Origin of the sequence: Streptomyces durmitorensis, assembly GCF_023498005.1 — a bacterium.
Taxonomy (GTDB): Bacteria; Actinomycetota; Actinomycetes; order Streptomycetales; family Streptomycetaceae; genus Streptomyces; species Streptomyces durmitorensis.
In genome coordinates this window covers 9,077,854-9,095,002 of sequence record NZ_CP097289.1, presented here as the reverse complement: position 1 = coordinate 9,095,002, position 17,149 = coordinate 9,077,854, and the positions used below count along the sequence as shown (strand labels likewise).

Annotated in this window: 14 protein-coding genes; 8 read left to right on the top strand and 6 right to left on the bottom strand. The window is 68.1% G+C overall.

Annotated elements, in window-relative coordinates:
* Window positions 1–140: 140 nt before the first annotated feature.
* The 5 genes from M4V62_RS40235 (at window position 141) to exaC (ending at window position 6,591) form a co-directional block, all read left to right on the top strand.
* Complete coding sequence (locus M4V62_RS40235) at window positions 141–1,556, top strand: tetratricopeptide repeat protein (RefSeq protein WP_249592134.1); 1,416 nt, start codon at window positions 141–143, stop codon at window positions 1,554–1,556.
* Between the two features lie 367 nt (window positions 1,557–1,923).
* On the top strand, window positions 1,924–2,937 hold the full coding sequence (locus tag M4V62_RS40230) for an acetamidase/formamidase family protein (RefSeq protein WP_249592133.1): 1,014 nt from the start codon (window positions 1,924–1,926) through the stop codon (window positions 2,935–2,937).
* A 39-nt stretch (window positions 2,938–2,976) separates the two neighbouring features.
* Complete coding sequence (locus tag M4V62_RS40225; protein ID WP_249592132.1) at window positions 2,977–3,576, top strand: N-acetylmuramoyl-L-alanine amidase; 600 nt, start codon at window positions 2,977–2,979, stop codon at window positions 3,574–3,576.
* 99 nt (window positions 3,577–3,675) lie between these two features.
* Window positions 3,676–4,959 carry a GAF domain-containing protein gene (locus M4V62_RS40220; protein WP_249592131.1) on the top strand — a complete coding sequence of 428 codons (1,284 nt, stop codon included), beginning with the start codon at window positions 3,676–3,678 and terminating at the stop codon, window positions 4,957–4,959.
* A gap of 108 nt (window positions 4,960–5,067) precedes the next feature.
* Entirely contained in the window at window positions 5,068–6,591 is a 1,524-nt protein-coding gene (exaC, locus tag M4V62_RS40215; RefSeq protein WP_249592130.1) for an acetaldehyde dehydrogenase ExaC, read from the top strand.
* Between the two features lie 160 nt (window positions 6,592–6,751).
* Here the strand turns inward: exaC and M4V62_RS40210 are convergent, their stop codons facing one another.
* From M4V62_RS40210 to M4V62_RS40200, 3 genes are all read right to left on the bottom strand, one after another.
* Window positions 6,752–8,143, bottom strand: coding sequence for a tyrosine-type recombinase/integrase (locus tag M4V62_RS40210; RefSeq protein ID WP_249592129.1), 1,392 nt, complete (start codon window positions 8,141–8,143; stop codon window positions 6,752–6,754).
* Window positions 8,134–8,331 carry a helix-turn-helix transcriptional regulator gene (locus M4V62_RS40205; RefSeq protein ID WP_249592128.1) on the bottom strand — a complete coding sequence of 66 codons (198 nt, stop codon included), beginning with the start codon at window positions 8,329–8,331 and terminating at the stop codon, window positions 8,134–8,136. Before M4V62_RS40205 ends, M4V62_RS40210 begins: the two co-directional genes overlap by 10 nt.
* 324 nt (window positions 8,332–8,655) lie before the next feature.
* Complete coding sequence (locus M4V62_RS40200; protein ID WP_283779138.1) at window positions 8,656–9,357, bottom strand: cytochrome P450; 702 nt, start codon at window positions 9,355–9,357, stop codon at window positions 8,656–8,658.
* On the opposite strand from M4V62_RS40200, the gene M4V62_RS40195 reads away from it, so the two are divergent.
* Both M4V62_RS40195 and M4V62_RS40190 read left to right on the top strand, forming a co-directional pair.
* Window positions 9,331–9,507 carry a DUF6192 family protein gene (locus M4V62_RS40195; protein ID WP_266676050.1) on the top strand — a complete coding sequence of 59 codons (177 nt, stop codon included), beginning with the start codon at window positions 9,331–9,333 and terminating at the stop codon, window positions 9,505–9,507. The two genes, M4V62_RS40200 and M4V62_RS40195, sit on opposite strands and share 27 nt — an antisense overlap.
* Before the next feature lie 49 nt (window positions 9,508–9,556).
* Entirely contained in the window at window positions 9,557–11,242 is a 1,686-nt protein-coding gene (locus tag M4V62_RS40190) for an acetolactate synthase large subunit (RefSeq protein WP_249592125.1), read from the top strand.
* A gap of 182 nt (window positions 11,243–11,424) precedes the next feature.
* Here the strand turns inward: M4V62_RS40190 and M4V62_RS40185 are convergent, their stop codons facing one another.
* From M4V62_RS40185 to M4V62_RS40175, 3 genes are read right to left on the bottom strand one after another with little or no spacing between them, the layout of a single operon-like run.
* Entirely contained in the window at window positions 11,425–12,939 is a 1,515-nt protein-coding gene (locus M4V62_RS40185; RefSeq protein ID WP_249592124.1) for an FMN-binding glutamate synthase family protein, read from the bottom strand.
* Entirely contained in the window at window positions 12,821–13,927 is a 1,107-nt protein-coding gene (locus M4V62_RS40180; protein WP_344646350.1) for an HAD family hydrolase, read from the bottom strand. Before M4V62_RS40180 ends, M4V62_RS40185 begins: the two co-directional genes overlap by 119 nt.
* A complete protein-coding gene (locus tag M4V62_RS40175; protein WP_249592122.1) occupies window positions 13,824–14,705 on the bottom strand; it encodes an aminoglycoside phosphotransferase family protein in 882 nt (293 codons plus the stop codon). The genes M4V62_RS40180 and M4V62_RS40175 overlap by 104 nt, the downstream gene beginning before the upstream one ends.
* Window positions 14,706–14,974: 269 nt before the next feature.
* On the opposite strand from M4V62_RS40175, the gene M4V62_RS40165 reads away from it, so the two are divergent.
* Window positions 14,975–16,348, top strand: a complete 1,374-nt coding sequence (locus M4V62_RS40165) for an acetate--CoA ligase family protein (protein WP_249592121.1) — start codon at window positions 14,975–14,977, stop codon at window positions 16,346–16,348.
* Window positions 16,349–17,149 lie beyond the last annotated feature (801 nt).

Below are 17,149 nucleotides of genomic sequence, written 5' to 3'. Positions count from 1 at the left end.
AGTACATCGCACCAATCGGAGTGCATCGCACCAATATGTCGTCATGTAGTTCCCGTGAACCGAGCGTCGCCCTCGTATCGCGCGGGCAGAATCGCGAGACTGGGCAGATCGCCACAGAGCCGACGGGAATGAGGACAGCGATGGAAAGGGACCGGCATGCCCACGTCCTGAGCGACACCAGCAACGAAGCCGCGCGCCACTACGAGCGGGCGCTTGACGCGCTGTTGTTCTTCCGTGGAGAGGTTGCCGACGAGGCGCAGGCCATGGTGACTGCGTCCCCCGATTCCGCGATGGCGCACGTCTTCGCTGCGTATCTCGGGCTTCTCGGCACCGAGGAGAAGGAGGCGGCCGCGGCCCGGCAGTCCTTCAGGGCCTTCCGGGACTCAGCCGATCTTGCCGGGCTTTCACCGCGCGAGAAAATGCACGCGGCTGCGGCCGAGGCGTGGCTGGACGGGGACATGCTGCGTGCCGGCGACATCCTCGGCGAGATCAGCACCGGGTTCCCTCGCGATGCCCTCGCCCTCGCCGTCGGTCACCAGATCGACTTCTTCACGGGCGACGCGCAGCGGCTGCGTGACCGGATCGGTGGCGCGCTCTCCGCGTGGGACGGTGACGACCCGCACTCCGGCCCGCTGCTGGGGATGTACGCCTTCGGGCTTGAAGAGGCCGGGCACTACGACCACGCCGAGGAGATCGGTCTGCGAGCGGTCGAGCGTCACCCGCGGGATGTGTGGGGCATCCATGCGGTCGTCCACACCTACGAGATGCGCGGGCTGTTCGACCAAGGGATCCGCTATCTGGACGCGCGGACCGGGGACTGGGCCGACGGCAACTACCTCTCCGTCCACAACGCGTGGCACTACGCCCTGTACGCACTGGAGGCGGGGAGCATCGAGAGGGTCCTCGGCGTCTACGACAACACCCTCCACAACGAGGCGTCGCAGGCCATCGCCATGGAGCTCCTGGACGCCTCCGCCCTGTTGTGGCGGCTGCTCCTCGCCGACATCGACGTCGAGTCCCGCTGGGCGGCACTCGCCCAGGCATGGGCCGGGCGTGAGGCCGGCGCCTACTACGCCTTCAACGACGTCCATGCCGTGATGGCGTACGCGGGGGCCGGGCGGCTCTCCGATGCCGAGCGGCTGGTGAAGGACCGCGAGCAATGGCTCGCCCGGACCGACCCCGCGGTGTCGAACCACGCGATGACGCGCGAGGTCGGGATCCCGGTGTGCCGCGCCCTCATCGCCTACCGGCAGCGGCAGTACAGCCGCGTGGTCGAGCTGCTCGCCCCGATCCGCTACCGCCTCAATTCCTTCGGCGGCAGCCACGCACAGCGCGACGCCATCCAGCGCACGCTGGTGGAGGCCGCCATCCGCTCCGGCCGGCACGACCTGGCACGCACCTTGCTCAGCGAGCGCATCAACCTGCGTCCCATCTGCCCCTACAACTGGCGAGCCCGTGCCCGGCTGGCCGACCGGCTCGGAGACACGGCTCAAGCTGCGGCGGCGCGCGACCGCGCCGAGAGGCAGTCCGCTGTGGGTGCCGCTGCTTGGGGCTGAGTACGGCTGGGCCGCCCTCCGCTCCCTCCGTCCCCTCCTCTCCCCCACCCCTGAGGTCCCCTGATCCCCTGGTCCCCTGGTCCCCCTCAAGGGTGGCCGGGTTATCCACAGTCACGGTGCTATACACAGATTCAGGTCGCGCCCTTCCGGCTCAACCGACCTTCGCCGTAACGTAATTGAGGCGAGACACCATCGCCCTGGCGGCGGTTTCGTGTCCTCGTGGTTCGGGGGATTCAGGTGTCGGGGGCAAGCCATCCTGGGCTGCGTCGCTGAGGCATCGGCCCGCACAAAGGTCCCCTGTCCCCCACAGCGCAACAGAGCGACAGTGCGATAGATCGGTAGATCGGTAGATCGGAGCAGCCCTGCCATGAACCAGCCTCGGATCCTGACCGTCCGGCCCGAACCGGGCGAGTATGCGTGGACGTTCGGTGGCGCGCCGCCCGTGGCGCGGATCGCTCCGGGCGCGGTCCTCGATCTGTACACGGAGGACTGTTTCGCGGGGAACGTACGCTCCGAGAAGGACCTGGTGTCCGAGGTCTGCCAGTTCCCGTTCCTGAATCCACAGACCGGGCCCTTCCACATCGAGGGCGCGGAGCCGGGCGACACCGTCGCCGTGCACTTCGTGTCGATCGAACCGGCTCGCGACTGGGCGGCGTCCACCACCGTTCCCCTCTTCGGGGCGCTCACCTCCACCCACACCACCGCATCGCTCCAGCCGCCGCTGCCCGAGACCGTGTGGATATGGCAGCTCGACCGGGACCGGCGCACCGCGCAATTCAGCGCGCGGGACGGTGACTTCGAGATCGCGCTGCCGATGGATCCGATGCACGGGACGGTCGGCGTCGCACCGGCCAATCTGGAGGTGCGCTCGGCGCTCGTGCCCGACGCGCACGGCGGAAACATGGACACTCCCGAGATGCGGGCCGGGGTCACCTGCTACCTCGGGGTGAATGTAGAGGGCGCGCTCCTCAGCCTTGGCGACGGACACGCACGGCAGGGCGAGGGAGAGACCTGCGGGGTCGCCGTCGAATGCGCCATGAACACAGTCGTGATCGTCGAGCTCCTGAAGGGGATCCCCACACCCTGGCCGCGTCTGGAGTCAGACACCCACATCATCTCCACCGGCTCGGCACGCCCCCTTGAGGACGCCTTCCGAATAGCCCAACTCGACCTTGTGCAATGGCTGGTGCGCGATTACGGCTTCAGCGAGCTCGACGCCTACCAGTTCGCGACGCAGACCGTCGAGTCGCCGCTCGCCAATGTCTGCGACACCAACTACACGTGCGTAGCCAAGATCCGCAAGGAGTGGCTGCCCGCGCGTGAGACTCACCGGGGGCTGCACGCGCGGCTGCGCGAGACGGCCAAGGTGCTGCCCCACTGAAGAGCCCAGCTGTTCCCCCCACCGAGAGGTAGGCCGGCCATGGATCGAGCAAGACGGCATCCCAGCAGGCGCAGGCTGTTGCAAGGAGCGGCTCTGGCCGCCCTCCCTGCCGCACTCCTCCCCGCCACCCGCGCCACGGCTCGCCCTCGGGCGGTCGACTATCCGCTCGCCGAGTGGGTTCCGGCAAGCACCTCCAACTACACCGCCGCCAACCGCCCCAGCACGTACCCCGTCGACTACGTGATCGTCCACGTCACCCAGGAGACCTACGCCGACACCCTGGCCATCTTCCAGAACCCGGCGAAGAAGGTCTCGTCCCACTACGTGGTGCGCTCCGAGGACGGCCACATCGCCCAGTGCGTCCGCGAGCGCAACGTCGGCTGGCACGCGGGCAACTGGGACTACAACACCCGCAGCATCGGTATCGAGCACGAAGGATGGGTGGATCAGCCCGAGTACTTCACCGACGCGATGTACGAGCAGTCCGCCCTGCTGACCTCGGCCATCTGCGACACGTACGGCATTCCCAAGGACCGCAAGCACATCATCGGGCACGTCGAAGTGCCCGGAACCGACCACACCGATCCGGGGCCGCACTGGGACTGGACGCGCTACATCCGCCTGGTCAACTCTGCCTGACATCAGCCACCTGATGCTGTGGCGCCTGCCGGGGCGCTTGTCGGGTCACGCTCGCGGGGCGACGATGGCAGCACCGCATCGCCGTCCCGGGAGGCCGAGTTGACCGAACCATGGGTGGCCCTGGATTCCGGCGCCGATCCTGCCGAGCGGGTGCGGGTGCTGCGGCGCGCCCACGAGAGGTTCACCGAGGCAGGGACGGTGACGCTGCCGGTGCGTTCCGTCGTGGCCGACTCGTGGCGGCGTTCGGCGCGAGCCCGGGTCAGCCCCGAGGACACCGGCGCGACGGTGGAGCTCACCGACGGGGACCTCGGCGCGTATCGCGCCGAGCATCCGCTGGCGGGGGTGATGCCGCTGTTCCGTGAGCTGATGGGCACGTTCGCGATGGACGGTGAGCACCTCCTCGCGGTGTGCGACGCGCACAGCAGGCTGCTCTGGGTCGAGGGACACTCCGCGACCCGGCAGAAGGCGGGGCGGATGAACTTCGTGCCGGGTGCTCGGTGGGCGGAGTCCGCGATGGGGACGAACGCTCCGGGCACGGCGGTGGCGCTGGATCGGCCGGTGCAGGTGTTCGCCGCCGAGCATTTCATCCGGCGCGTCCAACCCTGGACGTGCGCGGCGGCTCCGGTGCACGATCCGCGGACGGGGCGGCTGCTCGGGGCCGTGGACATCACCGGGGGCGACGGCCTCGCGCATCCGCACAGCCTGGCCTTCGTGCAGGCGGTCGCTCGGGCGGCGGAGTCCCAACTGGCGCTGCTGTCACCGCCGGTGGAGGCCAGGGACACGGTGGGTCTCACCGCGCTCGGCCGCGATGAGGCACTGCTGCTGACCGGCGGTCGCAAGGTGCGGCTGAGCCGCAGGCACAGCGAGATCCTCGTCCTGCTCGCCCGCCACCCGGAGGGGCTGACCGGCGACGAGCTGCTGTGCGCGCTGTACGAGGACGAGTCGGTGACGCCCGTGACGCTGCGGGCCGAACTGGCACGGCTGCGACGGCTTCTGGGCCCGGAGTTGCTGAGGTCACGCCCATATCGGCTCTCGGTGCCGGTCGAGTCGGATGTCGATGCCGTCGAGCGACGGCTCGGCTCCGGGGCCGTCACCTCGGCGGTCGGCGCGTACGCGGGTCCGCTCCTGCCCGCTTCTCAGGCCCCTGCCGTGGCGCGGCTGCGGCGCAGGCTCGCCGATCAGCTGCGGGCGGCGCTCATCGCACGCCGCGACCCCGATCTCCTGGCCGACTGGGCGCACGCCCCGTGGGGCGAGGACGACCTGCCGGTGTGGCGCGCGCTGGCGCAGGTGCGCCCGACCCCGCCGGTGCTGGCCCGTCTGCGCGAGCTGGACGCGGAGCTGACTGGCGCCTCCACCAGCCGCCAAGCAACGCACCCGACGTAGAGAACCAGCCACGAAGCAACTCCCGCAACGTACCTGCAACGTTCGCGCTCCTACTCTCCCGGTGAGAGCTGCCCAACGGCGGGCAGCCTTCCCCGGGAGGCCACCAAAATGACCCGTTACGCAGCGCCCGGCACGGACGGCGCAGTTGTCTCCTACCAGTCCCGCTACGACCACTTCATCGGCGGTGAGTACGTCCCGCCCGCCCGTGGCCAGTACTTCGAGAACCCGAGCCCGGTCAACGGGCAGCCGTTCACCGAGATCGCCCGCGGCACGGCCGAGGACGTCGAGCGCGCCCTGGACGCGGCGCACGCCGCCGCGCCCGCTTGGGGCCGCACGTCCGTGACCGAACGCGCAGACGTCCTACGGAAGATCGCCGACCGCATGGAGGCGAACCTCGAAAGCCTCGCGGTGGCCGAGAGCTGGGAGAACGGCAAGCCCGTCCGGGAGACGCTGGCCGCCGACATCCCGCTCGCCATCGACCACTTCCGCTACTTCGCCGGAGTGATCCGCGCGCAGGAGGGGTCGCTGAGCGAGGTGGACGAGGACACCATCGCGTACCACTTCCACGAGCCGCTGGGAGTCGTCGCGCAGATCATCCCGTGGAACTTCCCCATCCTGATGGCGACATGGAAGCTCGCGCCGGCCCTCGCAGCGGGCAACGCGGTCGTCCTCAAACCCGCCGAACAGACCCCGGCCTCCATCCACTACTGGTTGCGTCTGGTGTCCGACCTGCTGCCGCCCGGTGTCGTCAACATCCTCAACGGCTTCGGCGTCGAGGCGGGCAAGCCCCTCGCCTCCAGCCCGCGCGTCGCGAAGGTCGCCTTCACCGGCGAGACCACGACGGGGCGGCTGATCATGCAGTACGCCTCGGAGAACATCAAGCCGGTGACGCTGGAGCTGGGTGGGAAGTCGCCGAACATCTTCTTCGACGACGTGTGGGCCGCCAACGACGACTTCCGCGACAAAGCGCTGGAGGGCTTCACGATGTTCGCCCTCAACAACGGCGAGGTCTGTACCTGCCCGTCGCGTGCCCTCGTCCAGCGGGGCCACTACAGCGAGTTCATGGAAGCGGCGGTCGCCCGCACGGAGCAGATCGTGGCGGGGCACCCGCTGGACACGGACACGATGATCGGTGCCCAGGCCTCCAACGACCAGCTGGAGAAGATCCTCTCCTACCTGGACATCGGCCAGCAGGAGGGCGCCAAGGTTCTGACGGGCGGTCAGCGCATCACGTACGACGGCGAAATGGCCGGTGGCTACTACGTCCAGCCGACGATCTTCGAGGGCGACAACCGCATGCGGATCTTCCAGGAGGAGATCTTCGGTCCGGTCGTCTCGGTCGCGTCGTTCAGCGACTTCGACGACGCCATCAAGACCGCCAACGACACGCTGTACGGCCTGGGCGCCGGAGTGTGGACCCGCGACATGAACACCGCCTACCGGGCGGGCCGTGCGATCCAGGCGGGCAGGGTCTGGACGAACTGCTACCACGCGTATCCCGCGCACGCGGCGTTCGGCGGCTACAAGCAGTCCGGGATCGGGCGCGAGACGCACAAGATGATGCTGGAGCACTACCAGCAGACGAAGAACCTTCTGGTGTCGTACTCGCCGAGGAAGCTGGGGTTCTTCTAGGCATTAGAAAAGGGCGCCTGACCAGGTGTTTCACCTGTCAGGCGCCCTGCCTGAGCGCACCTTAAGCCGTTGGGTGGATCGCGAGGTAACTCCCGATATCTCCCACTGCTATCCCACCTCTGACCAGCTGTTCCGGGGCATTTCCGGGCCAAGGCCCGGCTCATGTGTCCTCTGCACTGCGGTCCTGCCCCTCCCACCTTCGCATCGACTCCTCGATCAGGCTGTTGGCGTGGTTCCGCGCCTCGGCCAGAAACTTGGCGTAGTAGCGAAAGAGGACCTGGATGCTCTGCCCGGCGCGGCGCGCACACTCCGCCGGGTCGACACCGGAGGCAAGCCAGAATGAGATCCCTGCGTGGCGTAGATCGTAGGGGCGTTTCGCCAGCTCAAGGGCGAGTTCATCGAGAGTCAATGTCGCCTCGCGCGCACGCCCCCATGTGATGTTGTACGCGGAGGTATCAACGTAGTTCCCCGCGCCATTGCGGAACAGGCGCCCATCGGGTGCAACACCGAAACTCTCTATGTGCTCGCGCAGCATGCGCACCAGCACAGGCGGGATAGGCACGGGCCTCGTCGCCTTCGCCGCCCGTCGCTTCAGCGAGTGGACCTCGTGAACGGCACCGTTGTTCGTCCACTCCTTCCCTGCCGTTACGACCCCGCCCTTCAGGTTGAGGAGCCCCCACCCAGTCGCCGGCAGTCGGCACTGGGACTTCTGCAAGTGAATAGCCTCAGCAGGGCGCATCGCGGCGTAATACATGCAGCCGAAAAAGGCGTACAGGTGTGGGCCTCGACCGGGCAGTACCCTGACGGCTGCAAGCAGGCGACCCACCTGCGCCGGATTGGGCACGCAGTCCGGATCAACTTCGTCGGCAACTTCGGGCGCGGACCAGCGAAGGCCGCTCATCGGATTCTGGGTGAAATACCCTCTTTCCACTGCGACTCCGAACACCTCATTGACGGCAGCCTTCTTTCGCTTCGCGGTCGTCGCTGCGGCGGTTGCCCCATCGACCTTGCGGCACAGAGCGTCGAGTCCCCGGCGCAGCACATCGGGCTCCGTCAATTCGCTCACAGACAGCGAATGACGCTGCAGCCAATCCAGGGCCACCTGCCACTCCCCGGGCGGATCCTCCCTCCAGGCTTTTTTATTGAAAGCCCATGAATACAGTGCCCTTCTCAGTTCACGAGGCGCCCGGGACATGTGCTCTGGCTCGACGAAGGCTGGAGTGATGGTCGCGAGAGCATCGGCAAGCGTTCGACGTGTATTCCCGGGCGTACGGTCCCAACGCTGCTCGATGTACTCGCGCGCCAGGTCGTACCAGGTGGTGCGCTGTTTCAGGGCCCGAAGCTCGGAGGCCGGCAGGCCCGTCCTGGTATCGAACGGCTCGCCGTTACGCGCGGCAGTCACGAGTTGGGAACGGCGGCTCTCCGCAAGCCCCTTCGTGAGAAAGGACTCGGACTTCTCCCGCCCATCAACCGTCCATCGAACCTCGAACCCCTTGCGACGATCGGGTCGCTCGCGCGTGTCCCAAAATCGAACCCTATAACTCATCGCCATTCAGGCGTATCCCTCTCACACGCTTCCCACCACGCGTCTAGATCGACGCGGCGGCAGCGGAGTTCACCATTCGGAAGTTTGATCATTCGGGGCGCTTGACCACGAGAGCGCAAGCGGTAGAACGCTGACGGGCTCATTCGGATTTCCGTCAGGACCTCGGCGAGTTTGAGAGCAGGAGGGCGAGCCATTTTTCCCCTGGAGATTTGAACGAGTCGCCAGACGCTGGGCGGCACAACAGAGCTAACTCAGTTGAGCGTCGGCATGGAAGTTCACCGCATCCGCACGTCTCCACCGCCAAGTGCAGCCGCTGCGAACTCCTCAATGGTCGCGACGATCGCCGGTTTGGCTAACCGGCGATCCTGGTCTATGTTGCGAGCCGCATCGCCCAGAGCCCGGCTGCTCTCGCGTTGCCTTCCGTTAGGAAGCCAACCGGTATGAACGCAGGGCGGGGATCGCGCCGTCCGTGACGACTACTAGCAGACCCTCGTCGGCGAGTCGGTCAGGAGCTCGCGCTACGACACACCCAAGAGCCCTAACGGCATGGGCACTTGCAGAGTCCCGGACCCGCAACCCGATGCCCGGTCGCGGTGATGGCTGCATTGAATTTTGCACCTCGCCGAACAGCCCGGCCGCGACCGGACCAGGCGCTCAGAATGCCCTGCGCGAAAGGGGTTGGGGAGAAGGGAAGCGGGCGGAACGAATAGCGGAACCCGACAGACAAACCTCCTCGATAGGGACCAAGCCATCAGGCAGCCGACGTGGCCGCGCTTCTGACCTGGTGTTTCCCGGTCGTTGTACGTTGACATGCTCCCGGCGAAGGTTTCCAGTCCTTTGAGGTTCTTCCTTGTCTGCCGTCGGCGAATGCATGCCGACAACTGCGTGGAACCCTGCCCGGCCAGGGCCGCGAACAGGGCACGCAGGCCCGCCTGGGCGACCGTCGTCCCGATGCAGGAGTGCGGCCCCCACCCGTAGCCGAGGTGACGGTTCGGGGAGCGGTCGAGCACCAGGTCGTCCAGCCACTCGAAGGCGGCCGGGTCGCGGTTGGCCGCCGCGAACAAGGCGACGACCCTCTGCCCCGCCTCGATGTCGATGCCGCCGATCCGGCAGGCCCGCACGGCGATGCGCGTGGTGCCCTGCCAGGCCCGTCGAATTGACGCTCCTACAACACCCTGAAGTCGTATCGGTGGGTGGCCAGCCGGTGGCCTGAGCAGCACCGATGCTCTGGAATGGCGTCCAGCACCCACCAGACCCTGGCTGCGGTCTCTGACGACGAGGAACGCTGGGCGGCGATCAAGAATCCGAGGGTCTGGCTCGTAAGACCCGGTCCGCAGGCGTCCGAGCGGTGGGCCGGGGTAGACGACTGACCGGTCCGCCCATCGGCGCGGCCGAAACCCGGGAGAGGACACGATCAGCGTGAGCGACGCCGAGCACCGGAAGCAGACCCCCGACGGAGCGGCCGAACTCCTGGTGCGCTGCCTGGAGAACGAGGGCGTCGAGGTCGTGTTCGGCGTGCCCGGCGAGGAGAACATCCGTTTCACCAACGCCCTCGCCCGCTCGGAGAAGATCCGCTACGTCCTCACCCGGCACGAGCAGGCCGCGTCCTTCATGGCGGAGATGCACGGCCGGCTCACCGGCTCGGCGGGTGTGATGTCCGCGACGCTGGGGCCCGGCGCGATCAACCTGATGCTGGGCGTCGCCGACGCCATGACGAACAGCACGCCCGTCGTCGCGATCAGCGCGCAGGTCGGCAAGCAGCGCAACTACAAGGAGTCCCACCAGTTCGTGGACCTGGTGAGCATGTTCGCCCCGGTCACGAAGTGGTCGGCGGACGTCCCGGCCACCCAGGCCATCCCAGAGATGATGCGGCGCGCGTTCAAGACCGCGGAGTCCGAGCGGCCCGGCGCCGTCTACCTCGCCGTGCCCGAGGACGTCGACGAGGCGACGGACGGCTCGGACCTGCGCCCGCTGCGCAGGGACATCGTGCAGCCCGAGGCGCCGTCCCCGAAGCAGATCAAGCGGGCGGTGGAGCTGCTGCGGGAGGCCCGCCGGCCGGTGATCCTCGCCGGACACGGCGCGGCGCGCGGCGGCGCCGCGGAGTCGCTGACGGCGTTCGCTACCGCACTCGACGTGTCGACGGCGACCACCTTCCACGGCAAGGGCGTCCTGCCCGACGACCACCCGTGCGCGACCGGCACGTTCGGCTTCATGCGGCGCGACTACACCAACTTCGGGTTCGAGGAGGCCGACGTCGTCATCGCCGTCGGCTACGAGCTGCAGGAGTTCGACCCGTCCCGGATAAACCCGGATGGTGACAAGAAGATCGTCCACATCCACCGCATCCCGGCGGAGGTGGACGACAGCTACTCGGTCGATGTCGGCATCATCGGCGACATCGCCGCCTCCCTCGACGCTCTCGCCACCGCACTCGACGGCCTGCGCTGGACCATCGACGACGAGGACACCACGGCCACCCGCGCGCTACTGGCCAAGGAACTCGATCAGGGCGCCGCGGACGAGCGCTACCCGCTCGCCCCGCAGCGCGTCATCGCCGACACCCGCGCCGCACTCGGTCGCGACGACATCGTGCTGGTCGACACCGGCGCGCTGAAAATGTGGATGGCCCGGCTCTACCCGACATACGCGCCGAACACCTGCCTCATCTCCAACGGCTTGTCCACCATGGGCTTCTCGCTGCCCGGCGCGCTCGCGGTCCAGCTCGCCAGGCCGCAGACGAAGGTGCTGGCGGCGGTCGGCGACGGCTCGTTCCTCATGCACTCCCAGGAGATCGAGACGGCGGTCCGCGAGAACATCCCGCTGACCGTGCTGATCTGGGAGGACAACGGCTACGGGCTCATCAAGTGGAAAATGGACCTGGAGGTCGGGGAGAACTCCAACACCGACTTCGGCAACCCGGACATCGTCCAGTACGCCCGCAGCTTCGGCGCGAAGGGCTACCACATCGAGTCCGCCGGGGACCTGCTGCCGACGCTCCGTGAGGCACTGGCGGACCCGGGCGTGTCGATCATCAACTGCCCGGTGGACTACGCCGAGAACATGAACCTCATCGAGCACCTCGGGCACCTCGACTCGGCGCTCTGACCCGCCCGCGCGGCGCGGCCCGACCCCCGTACGGGCCGCGCTGCCCGGGCCGCTGTCACGCCTCGCGCGCAGCGTCCCGCCCCGAGGACCGCCCCGGACAGGACTGCGCAAACTCGTGACGTCGCATGCTGATCAGGCCGCAGTCGTATCTCCGCATACCCGACAAGGGGGTAAGGACGTGCTCAGGCAAGGAGCAGCTCGGTGATCTCATCGGCGAGCTTGGGGCCGAGCGAGCCCCAGCCGTCCTTGTAGCCGTAGACGCTCGCCAGGGTGCGGGCGTCGTAGTCGCCGTTGAGGATGTCGATGTCGGTGGGGGTGATGAGCGAGGGATGGGCGACGCCGACGGCGCCCGAGACCCTCAGCAACTCCCTGCGCAGGGTGCGCAGGTAGCCCGCGGCCCGGATGGCCTTCGAGGGCGCGTCGATGCCGCGCGTCAGCCACGGATTCTGGGTGGCGATGCCGGTGGGGCATGCGTCGGTGTGGCACTTCTGCGCCTGGATGCAGCCGATGGACAGCATCGCCTCACGGCCCACGTTGACCATGTCGACGCCGAGGGCGAACGCGACGACGGCGTTCTCGGGCAGGCCGAGCTTGCCGGAGCCGATGAAGGTGATGTCGTCGGTCAGCCCGCGCTCGGCGAACACGCTGTAGACGCGGGAGAAGCCCATGCGGAACGGCAGGGACACCGAGTCGGCGAAGATCAGGGGAGCAGCCCCGGTGCCGCCCTCGCCTCCGTCGACGGTCACGAAGTCGACCCCTCGATCACCTCGCTCCATCAGGGTGGCGAGTTCCTCCCAGAAGCCCATTTCCCCGATGGCGCTCTTGATCCCGACGGGCAATCCGGTCTCCGTGGCGAGCAGTTCCACGAAGTCGAGCATCGAGTCCACGTCGTGGAACGCGGTGTGCCGCGACGGCGACGCGCAGTCCTTGCCCGCGGGGATGTCGCGGATCCCGGCGATCTCGTCGGTCACCTTCGCACCCGGCAGCATGCCGCCGAGCCCCGGCTTCGCACCCTGCGAGAGCTTGATCTCGATCGCCTTGACGGGCCCGCTCGCGACCACGGACTTGAGCTTGTCGAGGTTGAACGTCCCGTCCTCGTTGCGGCAGCCGAAGTACGACGTACCGATCTGGAGGACGAGTTCCCCACCGTTGAGGTGGTAAGGCGACAGGCCGCCCTCGCCGGTGTTGTGCATCGTCCCGGCCAGCGCCGCGCCCTTGTTGAGTGCCGTGACGGCCGCGCCGGACAACGAGCCGAAGCTCATCGCCGAGATGTTGACGACACTCGTCGGACGGAACGCCTTCGCGCGGCCTCGTGGTCCGCCGAGCACCTTGGCCGAGGGCAACGGCGCCTGCGCGTCGCGCAGATCGGGCAGCCGACCGGCGAACGTGCGCTGCTTCACGTACGCGTGACCCTGCACGTGCTCGACGTCGTCGTCGGTGCCGAACCCGAAGTAGTTGTTCTCCTCCTTCGCCGACGCGTAGATCCAGCTGCGCTGGTCACGGCTGAAGGGCCGTTCCTCGTCGTTGGACGTCACGACGTACTGCCGCAGCTCGGGGCCGATCTTCTCCAGCAAGTACCTAGCGTGCCCCAGCACGGGGAAGTTCCTCAGCAGTGCGTGCTTCTTCTGCACGAGATCGCGGGCGGCCACCAACGCCAACGCCGTGGCGGCTGACGCGCCTATGTTCCGAGCACGCATGAAAGACGTTCCTCTCCTCGACTGGCCGAACCTCACCACGACCGGCTACCCCACGCCAGCGAAATGCCACGGGAGGGCGGCGACGGCTCTCCTCCTGCGCGCGGTCGGGGAAGCGGGCGCAGGGGCTGAGGCCGAGGCCGGAAACCTTCTTGAGGGTGGCGTCCCAGCTGACCGTCAGTTGGTAGTCGTCCTTACCGGCGATCACGGAGAAGCTCCGCTTGTCGATGGATTCACTCAAGTCGACTTCCCAACGGTGTCGGGAGGGGGCCCTGATCCAGATCGAGTTGAAGTCCCCCACGCAGAGGGCGGGCCGGACACCACCCGTCGTACAGATGGTGCCCTTGAGTCGGAGCGCTCGCTCATAGATGACTGGGGACGGCTTCCGCACGCCTTCCAGCTCCGAGAGGATCACCGCGTCGAAGAAGTCGGTCCACATGCCCTTGTCTGCGTATGGGTTGTACGGCTCGATCCCGAAGCTGTTGCTCAGCATCGCGACTTTGACCCCGGCCTCGCGGGCTCTCCTCGCCGCGGCGACGATCTCCGGCTCAGGGTGAAGGTTGGCGAGTGCGCACTGCATCAAGTTGCTGGGGTCGATTCCGAGGATGCCGCCAATGACACCGTTCCAGTCCTCCTGCGTGGCCTCCCCCACCTCCAGTGCTGCGTAGACGGCTATGCCTTCAGGATTTGTGTTGAGGGCCGCAAAGTACTCGCCAGGCTTCAGGCCCTCTGATCTCTCGAACGCCTGTCCATTCATCCTCATACGGGTGGTGAGCACACCGCCGAAGTCGAGAATCAGGCCACGGAACGGGTTGGCAACGCGTCCTCCTCGCCAATCTGGTCGTGCATCTATAACGTCAGCAGCCGCTATTGGCCTTGCCCGCGGGCTACATGATTCCCTTCCAACGCCATGGCGGTGCCCCGAACCGGCCCCGCAGGCAGTCGATGCGATGCTGCGCCTCGCGCCGCCACTCCGGGTGGTTGGCGGCATGCTGTGCGGCGTACGTCGCCATACGCAACTGACGTGTAGCCGAGAGGAGTTCGTATCCCCCCCACTCTGTGACGTCGACTCCGTAGGTATCGCAGAACGCGGCGTACTCCTCGGCCGACACTGCCCCTGTCGTGGTGAGTTTTACCGCGGTCGATACGAGATCCCATTCCGGTGGACCGAACGAAGCGCGCTCGAAGTCCAGCAATAGCGGGCCAGCCTCCGTGCGTGCCACGTTGCCGACCCAGGCATCCCCGTGGACCACACACTCGGGCAAGCCGTTCGGCTTCGAATTCCACTGGCCCTTGAGCTCTTCGAGCCGACCTTGCATCCACTCCCGGTCGTCGTCGGAAATCGTGCTCGCTGCATCGATGCGCTCGACCAGGCGGACAAACGGGTCCAGCTCACCGAGCGGCAGGTCAGGCTTGGGCAGAGCGTGCAGTTGTTTGATGAGCGCGACGACGTCGGCGACGGTCCCGTTCTCGTGTGGGGGCAGCTCCTGCCAGAACGTCACCGGATGGCCGTGAGCAGCTACCGGCTGGTGCAGTTCAAGTACACGTACGGCAGGCACGTATTGTTCTACCAGCCAGCGGGCGACCTGGACCTCGCGCTCTGCGGCGGCGTACTGGCCAGGCTTAGCGATTCGCACCACCACTCCCCCGGGCAGCCGCCAAAGGGAGTTCTCGGCGATTCTTATCGGCTCAGCACCGGTCGAGTCGAGGCCGACGGCCAGGCAGGCCACCTGAAGTATGGCGTGGGTAGCCGTGGTTGATGGGGTCACGTCTGAACCGTAGCCGCGATGCGCTCGCGTAGGTCGTTAGCCTCGGAGAGCTTCCGGTGTCGCCCTGCGAACCGGGCGAGCTCCCGCAGATCGTCGGCGGCACGGCACGAGGTCAGCTTGCCGGCGTCGTCCAACGCTCGATGGCCCAGCACGACCGCGTGCCGCGGGTCATCGCCCTTAACCATGACTAGTGAAGCGAGCTTCGTCTCGGAAATGGCGCGCGAGCGGGCGAAGGTGCTGCCGCGGCCCTTCAGGCCGGAGCCAGCGAGTTGGCAGCCCGTACCGCCGCTGCACACACCGGCGCGCTGGTCGGCGACGACAAGGTGATCGACGCCGTCTTCCGGCAGTGCGGGGTGATCCGCGTCGACAGCATCGAGGACATGCTCATCACCGCCGGACTCGCCGCGCGCACCGGGCCGCTGTCGGTCCCGGGCGTGGGCGTGGTCTCCATCTCCGGCGGGGCCTGCGACATCCTCGCCGACCGGGCGGCAGAGGCCGGGATGTCCCTGCCGACTTTGCACGCGGACACGGAGAAGGCGCTGGCCGCCGTCATGCCTCCCTACGGCACCGTGCAGAACCCGCTGGATGTCACGGGCGCGGCGATCGTCGACCCCTCGCTCTTCACCAAGACGGTCAGGGCCATGGCCGATGACCCGGACATCGGGATCGTCGCCGTCGTCAACGCCCTCCCGGCGTACGGCGACGGTCCCTGGGAGGGGCAGTCCTACATCGACGCCACCGGCGCAGGTGCCGCACAGGCGTCGACGCCGGCCGTCCTGGTCAGCCAGATCGTCCAGCCCCTCACCGACTACAGCCGGGGCATCCTGGAGCCCGCCGGACTGTCGTACGTGCTGCCGGGCCTCAAGCAGGCCGTGACGGTTCTGACGGGGCTAGCCCACTGGTCCCGGACCCACCACCGGCTCGGCTCCGGGGCCAGCAGCCGAACCCAGGGAGCAGTCCCTGCACTTCCCCCGGCTGCCGACCGCCGTGGTGCGTGGTCCGAAGACGCCGCGCGCCGCCTTCTGCGGGACGCGGGCATCCCGGTCGTCCCCTCGGTCCTGGCCACCTCGGCCGGTCAAGCGGCGGAGGCCGCCGAGTCCTTCGGCGGACCCGTCGCTCTCAAGATCGTCTCACCCGGCATCCTGCACAAGAGCGACATCGGCGGGGTACGCCTCGGCGTCAGCGGCACCGACGCCGTGCGGGAGGCGTACGAGGCGGTGCGCGCCAGCGCGTCCCGGGTGCCGGACGCGGTGGTCGAGGGCGTACTCGTCTCTCCCATGCGGTCAGGCGGTACGGAACTGCTCGTCGGTGTGGTCCGGGACCCGCAGTGGGGACCGATGCTCGCCGTCGGACTCGGCGGCGTCTTCGTGGAGGTACTGAAGGACTCCGCACTCGCCCCACTGCCCCTCGCTCCCGGCCAGGCGACCGAGATGCTGCTCAGCCTGCGGGGAGCGGCACTGCTGCAGGGTGCCCGCGGCACCACGGCCGCCGACCTCGACACCGCCGGCGAGGTCATCACCGCGATCGCCGACCTGGCCATCGCTCTGGGGGGCGACCTGGAATCTCTGGAGGTCAACCCGCTGCGGGTGGACGGCTCCACCGTCGAGGCCCTGGACGCCCTCGTCACCTGGCGAACCGCCTGATCCGCGGGCCATCCGCGTGGAGGCGGCCCTGTACGACCCAACCCCTGGAGTTTCGTCGCGATGAACAGCCCCCTCACCACCACTACCGAGGCCCTCGACCCGCGCACCCCCGTACTGGTGGGTGTCGGCCAGTCCTCCGAACGCATCGAGGACGCCGACTACCGGGGCCGCTCCCCGGTCGAACTCGCGGCCGACGCCGCACATCAAGCCCTGGCCGACTCGGAGGCGGACGTCCGGGCGATCGCCTCCGCGCTCGACACCGTCGCGGGCATCCGGCAGTTCGAGATCTCGACACCCGGCGCCCGGGCGCCGCTCGGCAGGTCGGGCAACTACCCGCGCTCGGTGGCGCAACGGCTGTCGGCCAACCCGGCCCGGGCAATCCTTGAGGTCGCGGGAGGACAAGGACCGCAGCATCTGATCACCGAGCTGGCCGCCGCCATGGCCGAGGGCCGGTCCGAGGTGGCACTGGTCTTCGGCTCGGAGGCCATCTCCACCGCCCAGCACCTGGCCGGGGCCGAGAACCGGCCCGACTTCACCGAGCACGTCGAGGGGTCCCTCGAAGACCGCGGCTACGGACTCAAGGGCCTGGCGTCCCGGCATCTGGCCATGCACGGCCTGAACGACGCGCCGTCCCAGTACGCCCTGTTCGAGAACGCTCGCCGCGCCCGCACAGGTCTGTCCCGCGCGCAGTACGCGGCCGGCATGGGCGCTCTCTTCGCCCCGTTCACCCAGGTCGCGGCCGCCAACCCGCACGCTGCCGCACCCGTGGAGCGCGACGCCGCCGAGCTGACCACCACCACC

Excerpts from the sequence above, each read along its gene's own strand:
- M4V62_RS40235 (WP_249592134.1), top strand. The coding sequence starts at position 141 with ATGGAAAGGGACCGGCATGCCCACGTCCTGAGCGACACCAGCAACGAA.
- M4V62_RS40230 (WP_249592133.1), top strand. The coding sequence starts at position 1,924 with ATGAACCAGCCTCGGATCCTGACCGTCCGGCCCGAACCGGGCGAGTAT.
- M4V62_RS40225 (WP_249592132.1), top strand. The coding sequence starts at position 2,977 with ATGGATCGAGCAAGACGGCATCCCAGCAGGCGCAGGCTGTTGCAAGGA.
- exaC (WP_249592130.1), top strand. The coding sequence starts at position 5,068 with ATGACCCGTTACGCAGCGCCCGGCACGGACGGCGCAGTTGTCTCCTAC.
- M4V62_RS40210 (WP_249592129.1), bottom strand. The coding sequence starts at position 8,143 with ATGGCGATGAGTTATAGGGTTCGATTTTGGGACACGCGCGAGCGACCC.
- M4V62_RS40205 (WP_249592128.1), bottom strand. The coding sequence starts at position 8,331 with ATGGCTCGCCCTCCTGCTCTCAAACTCGCCGAGGTCCTGACGGAAATC.
- M4V62_RS40185 (WP_249592124.1), bottom strand. The coding sequence starts at position 12,939 with ATGCGTGCTCGGAACATAGGCGCGTCAGCCGCCACGGCGTTGGCGTTG.
- M4V62_RS40180 (WP_344646350.1), bottom strand. The coding sequence starts at position 13,927 with ATGCCGCCAACCACCCGGAGTGGCGGCGCGAGGCGCAGCATCGCATCG.